General features: G+C 45.6%; 17 protein-coding genes. 13 read left to right on the top strand and 4 right to left on the bottom strand.

The annotated features are described in order from the left end of the window. The first annotated feature begins 20 nt into the window (after positions 1–20). The 4 genes from FIS9605_RS39670 (at position 21) to FIS9605_RS0102210 (ending at position 5097) form a co-directional block, all read left to right on the top strand. Positions 21–1490, top strand: a complete 1470-nt coding sequence (locus tag FIS9605_RS39670; protein WP_051469903.1) for an eCIS core domain-containing protein — start codon at positions 21–23, stop codon at positions 1488–1490. Positions 1491–1510: 20 nt separating this feature from the next. Next, positions 1511–2512 (top strand): hypothetical protein, encoded by a 1002-nt coding sequence (locus FIS9605_RS0102225; protein ID WP_026731129.1) that lies wholly within the window; start codon positions 1511–1513, stop codon positions 2510–2512. Between the two features lie 165 nt (positions 2513–2677). Then, complete coding sequence (locus FIS9605_RS39665) at positions 2678–4309, top strand: eCIS core domain-containing protein (RefSeq protein ID WP_051469902.1); 1632 nt, start codon at positions 2678–2680, stop codon at positions 4307–4309. A gap of 503 nt (positions 4310–4812) precedes the next feature. Further along, positions 4813–5097: a peptidoglycan-binding domain-containing protein gene (locus FIS9605_RS0102210; RefSeq protein ID WP_082209714.1), complete on the top strand. Its 285-nt coding sequence runs from the start codon at positions 4813–4815 to the stop codon at positions 5095–5097. A 279-nt stretch (positions 5098–5376) separates the two neighbouring features. On the opposite strand, the gene FIS9605_RS0102205 is transcribed toward FIS9605_RS0102210, so the two are convergent. Next, positions 5377–7158, bottom strand: coding sequence for an N-acetylmuramoyl-L-alanine amidase (locus FIS9605_RS0102205; protein ID WP_026731127.1), 1782 nt, complete (start codon positions 7156–7158; stop codon positions 5377–5379). A 70-nt stretch (positions 7159–7228) separates the two neighbouring features. On the opposite strand from FIS9605_RS0102205, the gene FIS9605_RS0102200 reads away from it, so the two are divergent. Both FIS9605_RS0102200 and FIS9605_RS0102195 read left to right on the top strand, forming a co-directional pair. Continuing rightward, positions 7229–8866 (top strand): CTP synthase, encoded by a 1638-nt coding sequence (locus FIS9605_RS0102200; RefSeq protein ID WP_026731126.1) that lies wholly within the window; start codon positions 7229–7231, stop codon positions 8864–8866. A gap of 132 nt (positions 8867–8998) precedes the next feature. Beyond that, positions 8999–9427: a hypothetical protein gene (locus FIS9605_RS0102195; protein ID WP_026731125.1), complete on the top strand. Its 429-nt coding sequence runs from the start codon at positions 8999–9001 to the stop codon at positions 9425–9427. A 95-nt stretch (positions 9428–9522) separates the two neighbouring features. Here FIS9605_RS0102195 and FIS9605_RS43800 read toward each other — a convergent pair whose 3' ends face one another. From FIS9605_RS43800 to FIS9605_RS43795, 3 genes are all read right to left on the bottom strand, one after another. After that, positions 9523–9720, bottom strand: a complete 198-nt coding sequence (locus tag FIS9605_RS43800; RefSeq protein ID WP_197035987.1) for a hypothetical protein — start codon at positions 9718–9720, stop codon at positions 9523–9525. A 166-nt stretch (positions 9721–9886) separates the two neighbouring features. Further along, positions 9887–10201 carry a hypothetical protein gene (locus FIS9605_RS0102185; protein WP_026731123.1) on the bottom strand — a complete coding sequence of 105 codons (315 nt, stop codon included), beginning with the start codon at positions 10199–10201 and terminating at the stop codon, positions 9887–9889. A gap of 323 nt (positions 10202–10524) precedes the next feature. Then, on the bottom strand, positions 10525–10665 hold the full coding sequence (locus tag FIS9605_RS43795; RefSeq protein ID WP_197035986.1) for a hypothetical protein: 141 nt from the start codon (positions 10663–10665) through the stop codon (positions 10525–10527). A 728-nt stretch (positions 10666–11393) separates the two neighbouring features. On the opposite strand from FIS9605_RS43795, the gene FIS9605_RS44925 reads away from it, so the two are divergent. From FIS9605_RS44925 to FIS9605_RS0102150, 7 genes are all read left to right on the top strand, one after another. Continuing rightward, positions 11394–11543: a hypothetical protein gene (locus FIS9605_RS44925; RefSeq protein ID WP_231510210.1), complete on the top strand. Its 150-nt coding sequence runs from the start codon at positions 11394–11396 to the stop codon at positions 11541–11543. 50 nt (positions 11544–11593) lie between these two features. Further along, entirely contained in the window at positions 11594–11974 is a 381-nt protein-coding gene (locus tag FIS9605_RS44920) for a recombinase family protein (protein ID WP_026731122.1), read from the top strand. Positions 11975–11985: 11 nt separating this feature from the next. Continuing rightward, positions 11986–12426, top strand: coding sequence for a recombinase family protein (locus tag FIS9605_RS44915; RefSeq protein WP_026731121.1), 441 nt, complete (start codon positions 11986–11988; stop codon positions 12424–12426). 275 nt (positions 12427–12701) lie between these two features. Next, the gene (locus FIS9605_RS44910; protein WP_231510209.1) at positions 12702–12989 is read left to right on the top strand and encodes a hypothetical protein; all 288 of its coding nucleotides are present in this window, start codon (positions 12702–12704) and stop codon (positions 12987–12989) included. Between the two features lie 576 nt (positions 12990–13565). Beyond that, positions 13566–15329: a Rieske (2Fe-2S) protein gene (locus FIS9605_RS0102160; protein WP_026731120.1), complete on the top strand. Its 1764-nt coding sequence runs from the start codon at positions 13566–13568 to the stop codon at positions 15327–15329. Positions 15330–15365: 36 nt separating this feature from the next. Next, on the top strand, positions 15366–16730 hold the full coding sequence (locus tag FIS9605_RS0102155) for an aromatic ring-hydroxylating dioxygenase subunit alpha (protein WP_026731119.1): 1365 nt from the start codon (positions 15366–15368) through the stop codon (positions 16728–16730). Between the two features lie 30 nt (positions 16731–16760). Then, positions 16761–17006, top strand: coding sequence for a hypothetical protein (locus FIS9605_RS0102150; protein ID WP_026731118.1), 246 nt, complete (start codon positions 16761–16763; stop codon positions 17004–17006). The last annotated feature ends 33 nt before the right edge of the window (positions 17007–17039 follow it).

Below are 17039 nucleotides of genomic sequence, written 5' to 3'. Positions count from 1 at the left end.
AGCCAGCTAGGAGAGTAACTATGAACTTGGCATTGAGTACAAAGAACAAACCAGAGTCAGCGGCGAAGATCGGACTGAACAATGCTAGTCGCCCTTTAATCCAGCGCCGCAGCGGGCTTTTGGAAAATACACTGCAACGCAGTAGTAACAGATGTGCCTGCGGTGGTGGTTGTCCGCGTTGCCAGGAAACTGCTGCAATTCAAACCAAGCTCAAAATCGGCGAACCGGGAGATGAATACGAGCAGGAAGCCGATCGCATTGCCGACGAGGTGATGCGAATGCCAGAGCCAACTATTCAACGTCAGATGGAAACTGAGGAGGAAGAAGAGGAAGAAGAGGAGATGGTTCAGAGGCAGGCGATCGCGCCTCCCACCCATCAAACAGGAGTCTCTCAAGCACCGTCGATTGTGGATGAAGTATTGCGATCGCCCGGATCTCCTCTAGATTCTCAGACCAGGCTGTTCATGGAATCCCGCTTGGGGAAAGATTTCAGCCAAGTGCGGGTACATACAGATCCAATTGCGATCGCCTCAGCACGGATGCTCAATGCAAGAGCCTATACCTTGGGACAGAATGTGGTATTTGATGAGGGACAATACACCCCGGAAACACTATCTGGCAAGAGATTATTAGCCCATGAACTCGTCCACACAGTCCAGCAAACCAAGCGAAGTGAACCTCACACCCTCCAGCGAGAGGAAAACCAGGAAGATCCTGAAAAGGCAGCTCAACCCAAGCAGGAGGAAACCGACGCTGCTAAAGTACTTCAGCAAGGTTTAGATATTGTCGTTGATAGTCTTGACTCTAAAAACCCAAAGTTTAAGGAACTCAAGAAAGAAGTGACAACCCAGGTGACGAAGGAGTTAAAGAACACATGGCAAAGCCTATCGCCCACAGAAAAGGGAGTCTCGATCGGTTTTGGCGCGGTGACTTTAGGGACGCTAGGAGCCGGTTTCGCTGCCGATAAACAAGGCAGAAAGAGGGTAGTAGATTTCATGGATGGCAAGAATCTGATAGTGCCTCCCCTATCTTGGATTCCCTACATGCCTTTATCAAGTTTCAAATTCAAGCGACCTGAAGCAGGGGCGAAAGATGACAAAACGTTAGACTTGAGCACCACCCTGACATTGACACCCTACCTAAAATTATTGCGAAAACGCTATCCAAAAGTCCCCCCCCTTGATGCCTCTTTTGATTTGAAGTTTGAGTATGACCTAGCCACCAAGGACTTGCAACCCACAGGCGGGATGTTCAAGTTGAAAATCTACCAGGGAATTAGTCTAAGCGCTGGCACGGTTTCAACCGTCAGTCCGTTGCCAGAAGTTACACCAACATCTGAAGGTGGGTTCGCAATTACTCAAGCTCGTTTACCCAAAACAACACCTGCCGAAACTGCCCCAGGCTTCCAGGTGATGATCAACGTTGACTTAGCCAATATCAAAGGTTTACCTGGCAAACTCGACGAACTATTCAACAAGGCATTTCGGTAAACCTCAAGAGTAATCAAACTATGCGATCGCTTGCAATCAAACAAGATTCCCACAGAAAAAGGGAAACTACCAAATCTATTCCCCTGCTGCGGATGCCCGATCAACCTAGGTCTTCAGCCAGTATGGCATTGCAGCGCCAATCCAGTTGCGCTTGTGGCGGCGGTTGTCCTCGTTGCCAAGAATCTTCTCTGATTCAAACCAAACTCAAAATCGACCAACCGAGCGATCGCATTGCCGACCAAATTATGCAGATACCAGAACCCCGTATTCAACGAAGGGACTTCTTCAACACATTTTCTACAATCGGACAAACTAATTATCGTTTTGATACCTTCACAATTACAGAAAGAGATTTATCCGATGCAGAGATTATTGCTCGTCTCAAAGCATTGCCCAGAAATCAACTCATTAAGTATCGCGATCGCGTAGCCGATGTAGCGGTCAAAGCGTATATTAACAATCTGCTTGCCAACCAGACAAGCTTAGAAATTGCCCTAGGCATTAACCTAGGTTCACCTCCATTTGTTTATAATATTGGCGCTCTAACCGTAACTATAAAGCCAGATACAACAGACTCAACACTAACAGGTGCTGCTAAAACAAAATACAAATTGCCCGACGAGATCACTTGGATATCTAAAGGGGGTCGGATAGCATCTTTTCAGTACAAGCATGAAGTCTGGATTCAAACAAATTACAGACCTGATACTTCTCCTGATGCCCCTTCAGCATATGGAAGAGGAACAACAGCCGAGGATATAAAAACCGGTAGAACGAGCCTAGGATTTCACGAAGGGAGCCATGTGTTAGATATTCTTCAGTACTTGAGAGAGCATCCCGTGCCTCGATTTACTGGAAAGGTCGGTATGCCATTGGCAGATTTTGAACGCTTGGCAAACAAGCATAAAAGCTTAATAAATCAATACAAAACCGAGATAGAAAAATACTTGATCGAAAAAGGAGATTGTGTTGGAACAAAAGCAGACTTCTGTCCAGAGTTAGTACCTTCCTCTAACCCATAAAGCACAATAATCACTCATTTGTAGTGGCGTGACTGCCTTAAAAAAGTGCATTATGGTTTTCTTGTGAAACAGGCATCTTGCCTGTTCTGGGCGGGCTGTCTAGCCTACCCCACAATAGTTTATTTATGCACCAAATTAGCCCAGTCACGCCAGTAGGTTAAAATTATGAGAACCCTTGGCACCAAACAACCCACTAACAATTCCACTAAGCAGAAATTCGTCAAGGCAAAATCTGCACCGACTCTGCGATCGCACAATCCCTCCCCCCTTTCGACAGGGATACCACTGCTGCAACGCCAATGCGCCTGCGGTGGAGGTTGTCCGCGTTGTAAGGAAGAACTGGGGATTCAAACCAAGCTCAAGATCGGCGAACCGGGAGATCAATATGAGCAGGAAGCCGATCGCATTGCTGACGAAGTTATGCAGATGCCAGAACCAGCGATTCAACGGCAGGTTGAACCTGAGGAAGAAGAGGAGACGATTCAGACGAAGGCGATCGCCAATCCAGTTACCCCTTCAAGTCAAAATCAAGAATCTTCTCAAGTACCGCCCATCGTGCACGAAGTCCTCTACTCTCCCGGTTATTCCCTCGACCCCGAAACCCGTTCCTTCATGGAATCCCGCTTTGGACATGACTTCAGTTCGGTACGGGTACATACAGATGCCAAAGCAGTAGAATCGGCACATGCAGTGGATGCTCGAGCCTATACGCTCGGTCAAAATATCGTCTTTGGAACCGGACAATATGCGCCAGGAACGCCCACAGGACAGAGGCTATTGGCGCACGAATTAACGCACGTAGTGCAACAGAGCCACCAACCCACACCTGCTATACAGCGTATGGCACGCGGCTCAGGAACACCGCCAACAGATTGGAATCGTCCAGGCGGTGGAACCTTTACACTAGCTGTCGTTCCGGCTAAAGATGTCGCACGGGTTGACGAAGCGATCGAGATGGTGCGGGAAGTAGCTACCAATCCAAAGAAATTTTCGGCGTGCCATGAATTCTTTCAACGCCGATGCCCTAACGCATCCCCAAACATATTACAACAAATTTTTAATAGGGCGCAAATATGGAAACTGATGAATCCGTCGAGTGACGAGCTTGCTCGTGGTGATATCAATGGTCAAAACATCGCTTACAGCCAATCCGGGTATAATCAAGGCACGCGTGGGCTCGCTGAGACGCTAATGCACGAGCTTGGACACAATTGCGGTATTCCCGGAGACGACACGCACTACCGTGCGGAAATGGCGTCAGCCTACTGCATGGGAAAGGGGCGCAACCAGTTGTCATTTCAGTATGCGTTCAATGACCAAACTTTTATGGCGTTCTTGACATATCGCCGTATCCTTGCAGAGCTTGCGGCGGGACACTTCCGCTTGACCGCCGGAGGTGATTGGAATTATGCTGGGACAATAGCTGAGGTCGTGAATTTAAAGTCACCACAGTCAAGGACAAAGCCATACGAATTCGCCAGTGCGATGATTGGGGTTCAGGGTCGAACGACCTTAGGAGGTAGCCTTGGGGCGGAGCGATTCGGCGGTCTGTTCGGGCGCATTGAAACAGGGTTTGGTGCAGGGCGTTTTTTACTTCGCGAACCAAGACCAGACGAAACGACCGACATTTACGGGAGTTATGTCTTGCAGCTCGGTGGTGGCGTTGAGTTCTTGATCCCCAACAATCCCGGTGTCTTCCCCCTGAGCATTGAAGCAGGTTATCGGTTGACACAACCGCTTACATCTGAAGCACGCCAAATTCACACGTTCTCGCTCGGCGTAACTGTTCCTTTTTAATAAATGTTGTAATTTGATCGCTGACATTTTGTAATGTTTGATAAGTACGATGTTTTACTTCTATATCTCCCTTCAACTGATTAAGCCCTAGCTGACGCAGGCGATCGCACATCTATACTTGTAGTACTCAACCAAATTGATTTTGATAGGTTTGTCTTGGTGTCTTGGTGTCTTTGTGGTGAAAAAGATCATCTTGAAACCACCAAGACACTAAGACACTAAGAGTACTAGCACCAACTGTATTGCCCATTAACCTGTCAAAATCTTTATGGCAAACTAGTAGATTCAACATAATTGGCGATCGCGGTGTACTCACCAATAATCTACATGGGTACACAATTTTTGCTCAACAATTAAAATCCGATGTTAAGTTTTCAATACCAGACTCTATTATCCAGATTGTAAGGGGAGAAAATAATTTTATTTAGCATCAAAACTACAGTTGTAACTAGGTTACAAACTGAATGTTCTTACTTTCAAACAAAGTCATAGAGGTGCAGACTATGCCACAACAAATTGAAGCTAGAGGTGACGCTGCTGCTGCTCCCACTGAAACGAGACTTTTACAGAATCTACCGACTCTAGCTATAGGTCAAGTAAGTGAAGGAGTAAGATTTCTACAACAGATTTTGATTCTCCGTTATGGATACAACATAGCTTTTGATGCTAATTTTGGTTCTCAAACTCAACAAGCAGTCAAAGACTTTCAAAGCAAGCATAATCTAGTTGTGGATGGGATTGTCGGTATTAACACTTGGCGTGCTTTAGGCGCGAATATTGGCTGTTAATAGTGTCGTTTTAAATACTTTGCGCGGGTTGTGTAGCAAATGATGTACTGAATGAATCAGGCGATCGCTAATTTCAATTCCAGAGTCTAAATTTGCTTTGATGGCAGTCGCGATGAAAAAACCTCACCCCCCAGGGGTGTCCGGTGGTAGGACGGGGTGAGGTTACTTTCAAGTCAGACGCCCATGCGATTTCATCACACACCAAACGGATGAAAATAAATCTCTCCTTTCCCCCTTAACCTTTCCCCTTTCCCCTATTTTCAAGATAGAAAAGATGATTTATTGAACCTTCTTGAACCACTCTACAATTCCGTCTGCGATCGCCCTTGCTAATTTCTTCTGTTCTTTCTCATTCGTCACCCACTCAAATTCATCTGGGTTAATCATAAAACCCAACTCCAGCAGTACTGATGGCGCACTCGCCGGACGTGTCAGTGCCAGGTTATTCCAAAACACCCCATAAGAAGGTCGTTTGAGCTTTTTCACCAAAGAGTTATGCATAAATACAGCTAGGCTGTGCGCTTGGGGATGATACCAAAACGTTCCCACCCCTTTGGTATTTTCAGCATCACCATCATCGGGGAGGGAGTTGTAATGGATGGAAATAGCAATGGCGGGTTGTTCTCGATCAATGATTGCTTGGCGTTCGGGAAGCGATACTTCTTTATCGTCTTCCCGCGTCATCACTACTGTCGCGCCTCGCTTGTTCAACTCGTCCCGCACTAATTTAGATACTTTCAAGTTGACATCTTTTTCTAAATATCCAGTCGGGCCTCTAGCACCAGATTCTTTACCGCCATGTCCTGGATCGAGAAGGATTTTGATGTCAGTTAACGGTTTTTGTTTGCTACGCGGAAGTACGGGTGGTTTACGCAAACTCAAAACCAAGCTTGTACCGTTGTATTTCAGATGATATCCCCACTGTTGGTCTTTTTTGAGGTTAAAGCTGTATTGCACTTGCTCTGGTGTCACCTGCTGCCAATCTAGGCGAGAAATCAAGGGGTTATCATCCAAACGAATAATATCTGTTTGGGCGGTGGTATTGTAGAGAGTGACAGTGAAAGTGCTATTGCTTTGTTTTACACTCACCGGAACAGGAACTTGCAGAGGAAAAACCATCTCTATCGCGTTCGGAAGTGGGCGATAACCAACACTGCGAATGATGGAGCGTGGGGGAATTGCCCCTGGTATAATAGTTGTTTCTTTACTATTAATCCAACCGCCGTAGTCCAAGCGCAACCATTCTCCTTCCCTAGCTGTGACTGCTGCGCGCGTACCTTTGGGTAGGGGCGTCAGTCGAGAATAATCTGTGCTGGGGCCAGTGCGGGCAACACCAGCGTTGGCTGTTACTTCCACAACTTGCAGTTTTGCAGGTGAGAGGATGGTGATTTTTCCCTGTCCTTCTTGAGTAATTGTCTTGTCATTGAGCGTAAGTTGAAACTGAGGTTTACCCAAATCCACTTCTTTAGTATCGTCCGCAGTAGTGCAACCCTCGTACTTGCTAGCACTATGATGAGCAGTAGGTTGATTTCGTCCTGTCAGCGCTGCCAAGTTACCTGGCAGTTGTGCTTGCTGGGGTTGGGGCGAAAGGGGAATTGTTTGATTGCCCAACTTCACAGATACACTGGCGTAGGGAGGGGCGATCGCACTAAAACAAATCAGTTCTCCTGGGAGTCTGGCAATATCAACTGTTGGAGTCAGGGAATCTTTGGCAAAGGCTAATCCCTGCGGTAGTTCAGGTTCGGTGGCAAGCCTTTTCACCTGAATTTGAACTGCTTGATTTTGGTAGTTGACAGTAAAATTATTTTCTCCCAACTGCAAAGGTATACTAGGGGCAAAATGACCAGACTTACTGCGGGTAATTAGCTTACCATTGATTAAAACCTGTCCGGTTGGTGGGGCTGTGCCGATGAAAAAAATTTGATCGGCCGTGGTTTGGTGATTTGGAGGGGGATAAACAACCTTGAGAGATTGTTCTTGTGCCACAACTACTACGGAGGAAGCGACTAGAAAACCTAATAATATTAAAATTCCTAAAAGTGTTTTCACGCCAAAATTCATTAAGATTCACAACAATTACTGTGTCAGAATGACGGGGTGTATTCGGAGAAGTTACTAAAAATTACAAATTATGACTAAGTTTGTATTTGTTACCGGCGGTGTAGTTTCCAGTATCGGCAAAGGCATTGTAGCAGCAAGTCTAGGACGTTTGCTTAAATCCCGAGATTATTCGGTGTCAATTCTCAAACTCGATCCTTATATTAATGTTGATCCAGGAACGATGAGTCCGTTTCAGCATGGTGAAGTATTTGTTACCCAGGATGGTGCGGAGACGGACTTGGACTTGGGGCATTACGAGCGCTTTACTGATACCTCAATGTCCCGTCTCAACAGTGTTACTACTGGCTCGATCTACCAAGCAGTCATTAATCGAGAGCGGCGTGGCGATTATAATGGCGGCACAGTACAGGTGATTCCCCACATTACCAATGAAATTAAAGACAGAATTGCCAGAGTTGCCAAAGATACTAATCCTTATGTGGTAATTACAGAAATTGGCGGTACGGTGGGAGATATAGAATCACTACCGTTTTTGGAAGCAATTCGCCAATTCCGCAAGGATGTGGGACGGCAAAACGTGTTGTACTTGCACGTAACTTTGATACCGTGGATTGCTTCGGCAGGTGAGATGAAAACTAAGCCGACGCAGCATTCTGTCAAAGAACTGCGTTCGATTGGCATTCAACCAGATATTTTAGTGTGTCGGTGCGATCGCCACCTACCAACCGGATTAAGACAGAAATTGTCTGAGTTTTGCGATGTGCCTGTGGGATGTGTAATTCCTGCGATTGATGCCAAGAGCATTTATGAAGTACCGCTGATTTTAGAACGGGAAGGACTGGCACAGCAAACGCTAGAGTTGCTGAATATGGAGCAACGCCAACCGAATTTGAATCAGTGGCAAACTTTAGTGGAAAGGCTGTATAGCCCCAAACATCGTGTAGAAATTGCTATTGTCGGTAAATACGTACAATTAAGTGATGCCTACCTTTCTGTAGTGGAAGCGTTGCGCCATGCGGCGATTGCAATGAGTAGCGAACTACACCTGCGTTGGGTGGACTCGGAAAAATTGGAAGTTGAGGGTATTGAAAATCACTTGGATGGTGTCGATGGCGTAGTCGTACCGGGAGGTTTTGGTATTCGCGGTGTAGATGGCAAAATTGAAGCCATTAAATACGCTCGCATTCAGCAAACACCCTTCCTTGGTTTGTGCTTGGGAATGCAATGCTCAGTAATTGAATGGGCAAGAAACGTTGCGGGATTTACGGATGCTAATAGTGCCGAATTTGAACCTCATACTGAAAATCCAGTGATTAACCTGTTACCAGAACAGCAGGATGTAGTAGATTTGGGCGGCACAATGCGTTTGGGTTTATATCCTTGCCGCCTTCTGCCTAATACTCTGGCATTGCGTCTCTATGAAGAAGAAGTGATTTACGAACGGCATCGTCATCGCTATGAGTTTAATAACACTTACCGCAACTTGTTTTTAGAGTCTGGCTATGTAATTAGCGGTACATCCCCCGATGGACGCTTAGTGGAAATGATTGAATTGTCTGAGCATCCTTTCTTTCTTGCTTGCCAATTCCATCCCGAATTCCAATCCCGTCCCAGCGTCCCCCATCCTTTATTTCAAGGATTTATAGAGGCTGCGATCGCTCATTCTCAATCTGCCTCTGACAGACATACACCAGTGCCAGTATCCTAGATTTTTTCACATGCGATCGCCATATTCTAGAGAAATCACGCAAAACGTTCAGGTAGTTAAAGCACTATACTCTCCTAAGAGAGTGCTGTACAGTAATATGCTCCTGATAAATATGGGACGTGAGGATATTTTGTGTCGTACTGGGTGAAAATCAGTTACGAGAGGAGAGAATATGTTGTGAATTTTGAGCGTGTAAGTGCCTTTTGTTATGAGCAGAACGGTAGGGTAACGTTTTGGTTACCCGATTGTGCCATCCCAATTATCGTTAATCCTCAAAGTAACCAACAAGACTACCAAAAAATTCTGGAGTATATAGAAAATGTTACGGAAGCTGGATTAGAAAATAACTACTGGGTAAAAATATATTACGAGAGAAATGAATACGTAATTAATCTCAACTGCATCAGTTCCTTTTGTTTTGAACCGCCGAATGGCAGGATAACTTTTTGGTTGCCAGACGGCATTATTCCCATCATTATCAACCCAGTAAGTAACCCAGAGTCCTATGAGAAAGTTGTGAACCACATTAAAAAGACAACGGGTTATTATTTATCTGAATAAAAAAAGTCAAACTTGTTTGTGACAACCTCAAAGTAGGACGGCGTAATTAATGAAAGGTTTGTATTGAACCCTCCCCGACGTGAAGGTGCGGGGATTCACGCCACATCCCCGTCTAGCTTTTCGCCCTTATTGGCTATCTGACTAGAGGTTATTGGCTGATTGGAGACTCGCTTATCGGGTGAATCAGACATCCTGCTTTCAGACGCGCCTACTTGCTTGCGAGTTAAATGACGTCGCCATGCCTCCAATAAGAGCGGTTCCGCCCCTGGATACTCATTAAAAGCGTCCTGCAATGACAACTTATCCTGATTAACGTATCTACTCAAAAATGCGCTAAACAAATCACGATGATGCTCGGTAATCCCAGTTACATCACGGTGAACTCGCTCCAATAAGGACTTTTTGATTTATTCTCGCCGACTAACTAATACCCATCACCTAGTAACTATTAAGCACTGTTTATTGAGATTGTTGTCTCGGCAGAGGTTGCTGTTGGTTTTCACTTGGTTGCAACTGTTGAAATAAAGCAGGTGGAGTAGCTTGGCGAAATGCCCCGCAATAATGCATTGTCATTACTGCTTTAAAAGCCCAGTGATTGGATGGCACGTCGCTAAAGGGGTTTGGCAAAGTCTCTGCTTGGTTTTGAACACAGGCATTGAGAACTTGATTTGATGACTTTGCTGGTACTTCAGTATCAGGTTCTTGCGCTTTTACAGAAACAGCTAAGCTACTGGTAGCTAATACTAAGACTGTGGCTAAAATTTTGATGTTCATAAGTTATGCCTGATGTGAATTAAAGCTATGACAAAAATCAGGTTTTAGAAATCGACCACAGATGGAATTGGTGATTGGTGATTGGTGATTGGTGATTGGTGATTGGTGATTGGTGATTGGGAAAGAGCCTTGTTATAGTTCTTCCCCTGTCCCTTCCAGTCCTCAGTCCCTAATACCCATTACCGACCGAGAGTTAATTCACAGTCTTACGTAAGTTTTAAGCTGTTATCTGTTCACATATCTCTAGTTTATGTTTTTAAAGACGGCGACGCCCTATTTTAGGTTCATCACACAAAAGAACAGAAACTTGAACCTTTCTAAAGTTAAGCGTAAGCAAACATTGTAACCAAAGCTAACATCACTAACAACCCACTAACCCAAAGTATTAAAGCTCCCCAACTAACGGAATCTTGTTGTATTTTTTGCCACAAATTAGTGTCGGAATTATTATTGCGGATTGCCATATTTATCCCTCCGATTTTATTGCGCTTCACCAGACACGCAATTTTCTAAGTTAATCTCAGAAAAAGATATTAAGAGCAATCATTTGCTCATTTCTAAAGACTAACTTATCAATATTTAAAGAACTGAATGCATCAACTGCGAATGCCAGGGTTTTTACGCGTTTTGTTGCTTAAAAAATTTACCAAAGTTATTTTTTGATAGTATTTTTTATTCTCCTATAGAAAAGCGATCGCGTTATCAAAATTGTGAAGATTCTTAATGTATTGGTTAGTGGTTAGTGGTTAGTGGTTAGTGGTTAGTGGTTAGTAATTGATTGTTTACTACTTACTTCCCCCATCTCCCCCTCTCCCACTCCCCCACTCCCTGTTATTTATTGATACGAACTCCCTCCAGTCCAAATCCCAGTAGCTAGAGTGAAAGAAAGGACTTGCCATCTTCCAACGAAACCATTACTTAATGCCCATCTCAAGAACCCATCAGCAAACTTAACTGACATAGAAGTAACTGATGTGATGCACCCACTATTTGGGCGAAGGTTTGCAGTGATATCCATATCAACCCCGCCAAGTGGTGAGGGTCATGCGGTAGTAGCCTATCGAGGTCATATGCGCTTACGCATTCCTTTATCAGCAACCCAATTAGCTCTCCCAAAACAGTATTTACGTACTAAGCTCACATTAGAGAGTGTGACTGAGTTAGTCACGTTAGCCAAACAATGTGAGGTTTTATGTCAATCCCACCCCGTGAGATCTGGGAACGCCTCACCCCAGCACTCCAAGAAGTAATCACAGACGAACTACAAACCGTCTTCCAGGAGGTAATTTATGAGTACCTCAGAGCTAGTAACACTCCAACACCTGAACCCGCAAAGCGATAATCTACATTCGTCAGTCTACCCCACATCAATTAATCAGCAATCAGGAGAGTTTGCGTCTGCAATACGCTCTGCGTCAGCGAGCTATAGAACTGGGCTGGTCGGATAATAACATTGAGGTAATTGACACTGATCTAGGTATTACCGCCGCCAGCGCAGAACAGCGACCAGGCTTTAAAGAACTGTTAGCCCAGGTAACTTTAGGATTAGTAGGGATTATCCTCTCTTATGATGTTACTCGCCTGTCACGTAATTGCTCAGATTGGTATCCCTTGCTGGACTTGTGTGGTTACAGAGGTTGTTTGATTGCTGACAGAGATGGGGTTTATGATCCAAGTAGTGCCAATGTGTCGATTATTGTTGGGACTCAAAGGACAAATTTCCGAAGTAGAGTTGCATACGATTCGTTCCCGCTTAAGTGCTGGGATTCTTAGCAAAGCCAGGCGTGGTGAACTGGCACTCACCTTACCTGTGGGTTTGGGTTCGTGATGAATGGGGAGTGGTGCAGAAAGACCCAAATCGTGAGGTGATTAACCGAATTAACTTAGTGTTTGAGATTTTTGGGCAACGTAAGTCAGCTTCCAAAGTGTTGCAGACGTTCAACAGTGAAGGGCTGTTGCTTCCACGGAGAAATCGCTTTGGTGATATTTTCTGGCGCAAGCCTAGCGTGGCAAGTATCATCTCAATTCTGAAAAATCCTGCCTACGCTGGTGCATTTGTATATGGACGTACACGTACTCTCAAACGTGGTTTGGTTTCAAATCAGCCACAACAAAAGCAATTGCCAATGGCCGAATGGAAAATCCGAGTCAATGACGTACGACCATACATCACATTGCAAACCTACGAGCGTAATCAGGCACCGCTTATGGAAACATCTGAGTAAAGCTGAAGGATAATAAACGCTGTATCCCTCGCCCCTGGTGCAGCATTACTGCATGGGATAGTTTACTGTACTGTGTGAATGTCCACAAGATGGTTGTCCAGTACAAAGGCGCAACCCCGTATATTTGTAACTCCTTCGACAGCGATCAGTTCGGTCCTGTTAGAATGAATGTACTGCAAATAAAGCAGATCCGTGGATATCCCGCTTTTGCTCACACTTGTAGGAAGCTAGATGTTATCACAAAGCGTGCAAAACCCAAAGCAGCTACATGAACAGTGGAACGAGCGCACTCTCAACAAATACAACGTTTACAGTACCAAGTAGCACAAGCAGAGACAGTTACAGCGTTTGTACCCCTTGACGTAGGGCGCGAGAGTAGCGTGTGCGCCTGTGCGGACGTGATAACCTGGCCGAAGCAATTGCTGTGCGCCGTCCAACCACAAACATCGAGGCAGAACGTCGATCAACTGACAATCAATACCACCCCATCGACGGCACAGGGCAGCACAGAACCAACCACCTATCCGCTACGCCACCACGCAATCGGACACAGAGCCACGTGAGAAACGCCACCTACCCGCAAAATACACGCAACATCCCAAAACACGCTCACGTACGCTAAACTCAAAGCTACCTCAAAAATCCGTGACACATGACTAACACTCACACTCGCACCACCCAGCCAACCACACAGAACTAAGCAGCAGCCTCCAAAGCCCTCACGAATCGAACGACGAGCAACCTATCGAATCAAGCGGGCAAAATCGCCACACACTGAACAACCTCATCCGCCACAATCAGGAACAACGTTTAAACCCAAATCGGCCAAATACCACAGCAACACTACAGTCACGATGAACTAACATATTCTCACAAACCTACAAGCTCTGACCATCATCAACCCGCGCGGTTTCCCGGATCTTACGGTTCCTCAAGTTGCCCAGCTTTTAGAACTTTCACCCCCAGGATCTACGCTCGCACATTCAAACCGCACGACATTAGCAGGATGACCAACCGGGCTACGTTTCCTAACCTTCCCGATACACTCTTACAATTCCAAAAGCTCAAAGCTGGAGAACTCCAGAACTTGCGTTTTTGAAAGGAGTATCAAGATGCCCAATCAAAGGAGGAGGTGCAACATGGCTCAAGCTTTGGAAGCAACCACTAATACTCAACATTATGTGCGCGTTGCTCAAGTTACCGACGTAAAAGCTGCTGGTTGTCAAGTTATTTACACTGAAGGACAGGCGATCGCTCTTTTCAGCCAGGGTGAAAAAATTTATGCGATTGATAACCGTTGCCCCCATATGGGCTTTCCTTTACACCGAGGCACGGTTAAAGACTGTATTTTGACTTGTCACTGGCATCATGCCCGTTTTGACCTTGCTAGTGGCGGTACTTTTGATGCTTGGGCCGATGATGTACGTGCTTTCCCTGTAGAGATTCGCGATGGTGAGGTATGGGTGGATCTGGCACCTCATGCAGATCCGCAGACTCATCAGCACCAGCGTCTCCAAGATGGTTTAGAACAGGGTATCTCCTTAGTCATTGCCAAGTCGGTGATTGCCCTGTTGGATGCAGGTGTCGAACCAACAGACCCATTCCGCATCGGGCTTGATTTTGGGGTACGTTACCGGAAAGCAGGCTGGGGAGCAGGTTTGACTATGCACACTTGTATGATGAATCTATTGCCCTACCTTGACCCGGAAGACCGACCCCGCGCCCTTTATCACGGTCTTGCGGCTGTGGCGCGTGATTGTACAGGTCAACCACCACGTTTTGAAGTTCACCCACTGCCGACATCTACACCAGACATAGACACCTTGAAAAGATGGTTCCGCCAGTTTATTGAAGTGCGAGATGCAGAAGGTGCAGAACGGTGTTTGGTGTCAGCAGTGCGTGGAGGTGCCGATCAAAAACAAATTGCCGAGATGTTGTTTACCGCTGCAACAGATCATCGCTACATTGATGTTGGTCATGCGATCGATTTTACCAATAAAGCCCTGGAAGCTCTTGATGCTACGGGTTGGCAGAATGCAGAATCAGTTCTGACGAGCTTAGTTGCTGAATATGCCAGCGCTGAACGTATGGAAGAGTCAAATTCCTGGCGTTATCCGGTAGATTTGGTTGCAATTTTGGATCGTGCTTTTGCGGAGTTGCCAGCAGCGTTAGAGTCAGGACGAAATCGGCGAGGAACGTGGTCTGGTCGTGAGAAATTAGTATTAGTACTATTAGGTGAGGATGCCCAAGCGATCGCAGATTCTCTGTTAGAAGCACTGCGATCTGGTTGCAGTGAGGAAGAATTAGCAGGTGTTGTTGCTTATGCAGCAGCGTTGCGAATTGCTCGCTTCCACACCAACAACGACTTTGGGGATTGGGATACGGCACATCATTCTTTTACCTTTGCCAATGCCGTTCATCAAGGATTGCGGCGAGTTGCTTGTGTGTCGTTATTGCGGGGAGTCTTCGACGCAGCCATGAGCGTGTATCTCAACCGCTTTTTGAATGTGCCACCAGCACGTTTACCAGAAGCAAATCAGACCGTAGACAACCCAGAAACTTTGCTGGATGAACTCCCAGAATTGCTGAATCGGCAGCAACAGGTGAATGAAGCAGGTGCATTAGTCGCCCGTTACCTGTACAGTGGTGGAAATCCTGACCGACTTTTAGCAGTAGTGGGTAAATTGCTATTGCGAGAAGACCGTAGCTTTCATGTTATTCAAGAAATCGAAGCCGCATTTCGCCAGTATAATTTGCTGCGCAATACAACAGCAGGAATACAGGTATTGATTGCAGCAGTGCGGTATTTGGCAGCCCATGCACCAACCATGCGATCGCAAGGACAAACTTATCAAATGGCTGAGCGATTGCATCGGGGCGATCGCTTATTTGAAGATTCCTAACTTTGCCCAGTGAGAGTAGGGCGATGGGGGTATGTTATGAAACTAGATATTAATTTAGAAAAACAGGAAGTTCCAAAAAATACTACCGCAGAGATGGCTGAGGTTGATCAAAAGTTTAATTGGAGAAACTTTTGGTATCCTGTAACCTTTATTCAAGATCTGCCAGCAGACCGTCCATATAGTTTTTCTTTGTACGATGAAGCATTTGTATTGTTCAAAGACGAGCATGGAAACCTTGCGTGTTTGGCGGATTGTTGCTGTCACCGCGCCGCCAAACTTTCTGATGGCAGGGTTATTGACGGTAAGATAGAGTGCTTGTATCACGGTTGGCAGTTTGGCAGTGATGGTAAATGTTTGCACATTCCCCAGTTGCCAGCAGATGCCAAAATTCCAGCAAAAGCTCGCGTGCCATCCTTGAAGGTGATAGAACGGCAAGGCATTGTTTGGGTGTGGCCTGGTGAAGCAGAAGCAGCTGATGTAGAGCGTATCCCAACGATCGCAGCATTGGACAAGCCGGAATTCGTACACCTAGACTGTATGGTAGATCTACCTTACGACCAAACATATTTAGTAGAGAACTTCATAGATCCGGCTCACGCCCCTATCAGCCATCACGGTAGCCGTCTAGGCGATCGCAAAGACGCCCAACCACTGGATATGGAAATCATCGAGAGTTCAGCACAGAAAATTAGAGGAAGGTGGCGGCGAACTCGTAACCCTAATGAGATGTGGAGATACATTGATTTCGTTGCTCCAAACTTAGTTCATCACAAAATTGAGTTTAAAGAGCAAGATAGGTGTGTTGGGCAAGCTTTTTATTCGCTCCCTCTGGGCAAGGGTCGTTGTCGTCTTCTAGCCAGAATATACAGCAACTTTTTCACTTGGGCAATCAAACTAAAACCTCGATGGCTCGAACACTTGAATCAGAACAAAATATTGGAGCAGGATTTACCAATCATTGTAGGAGTAGAGCAACAGATCGAGCGGTTGGGACGAAGCCTCAAAGAAATATACTTGCCTCTCAAAACCTGCGATCCACTAGTGATTGAGTACCGCAAGTGGCTTGACAAATTTGGTTTTACCTTACCGTTTTACGAAGGCTATTCCACCATCAAACCTGCAAGCGTGGGCACAAGGACAAATCAGCCGATGCTGGCAGACCGATTTTCACGGCACACCCAGAACTGTAGTTCTTGTCAGAGAGCTTATCAGGTAACAATGAGGCTGAAACAAACATTGGTAAGTATGGCGATTGGCATAGCAGGTTTGGCAATTGTGATAGATAGTAGCTCTTTCAGTCACAAACTAATGGCTGTGTTGGCTTTTTTGTCAACAGCGGCTTTAGCAGGTGTAGTGGAAAAATTCAAAACTCATTTTGAGCGTTCCTACCAACGTAGTTAAGATGGCATGCAACATAAAAAGAGGCAAGCAATGGTGCAAGAAATCAGACCGAATGAACCGCAATACGTTTGTATTGTTCCAATTGAGAAAATAACAGGTAATAAAGATGAAGAAATTATGACTTTTGGCGTATCTGCGAATGATGCAATAAATCAAGCTACGCAATTATTAGCAGACAATTACAAATGTAATCAACTGCAAGTTTCAGAATTAATACAGCAGGCAAAAATTGATTCAGTCGGTCAGTGGTGTGTCCCTAAAGAAAGTCAAGATTAGAAATTGGTGTAAAATCGCCCCTCTATCCGGCAA

The organism is Fischerella sp. PCC 9605, assembly GCF_000517105.1.
In the GTDB taxonomy this organism is placed as follows: domain Bacteria; phylum Cyanobacteriota; class Cyanobacteriia; order Cyanobacteriales; family Nostocaceae; genus PCC9605.
This window is presented reverse-complemented; position numbering and strand designations above follow the sequence as displayed.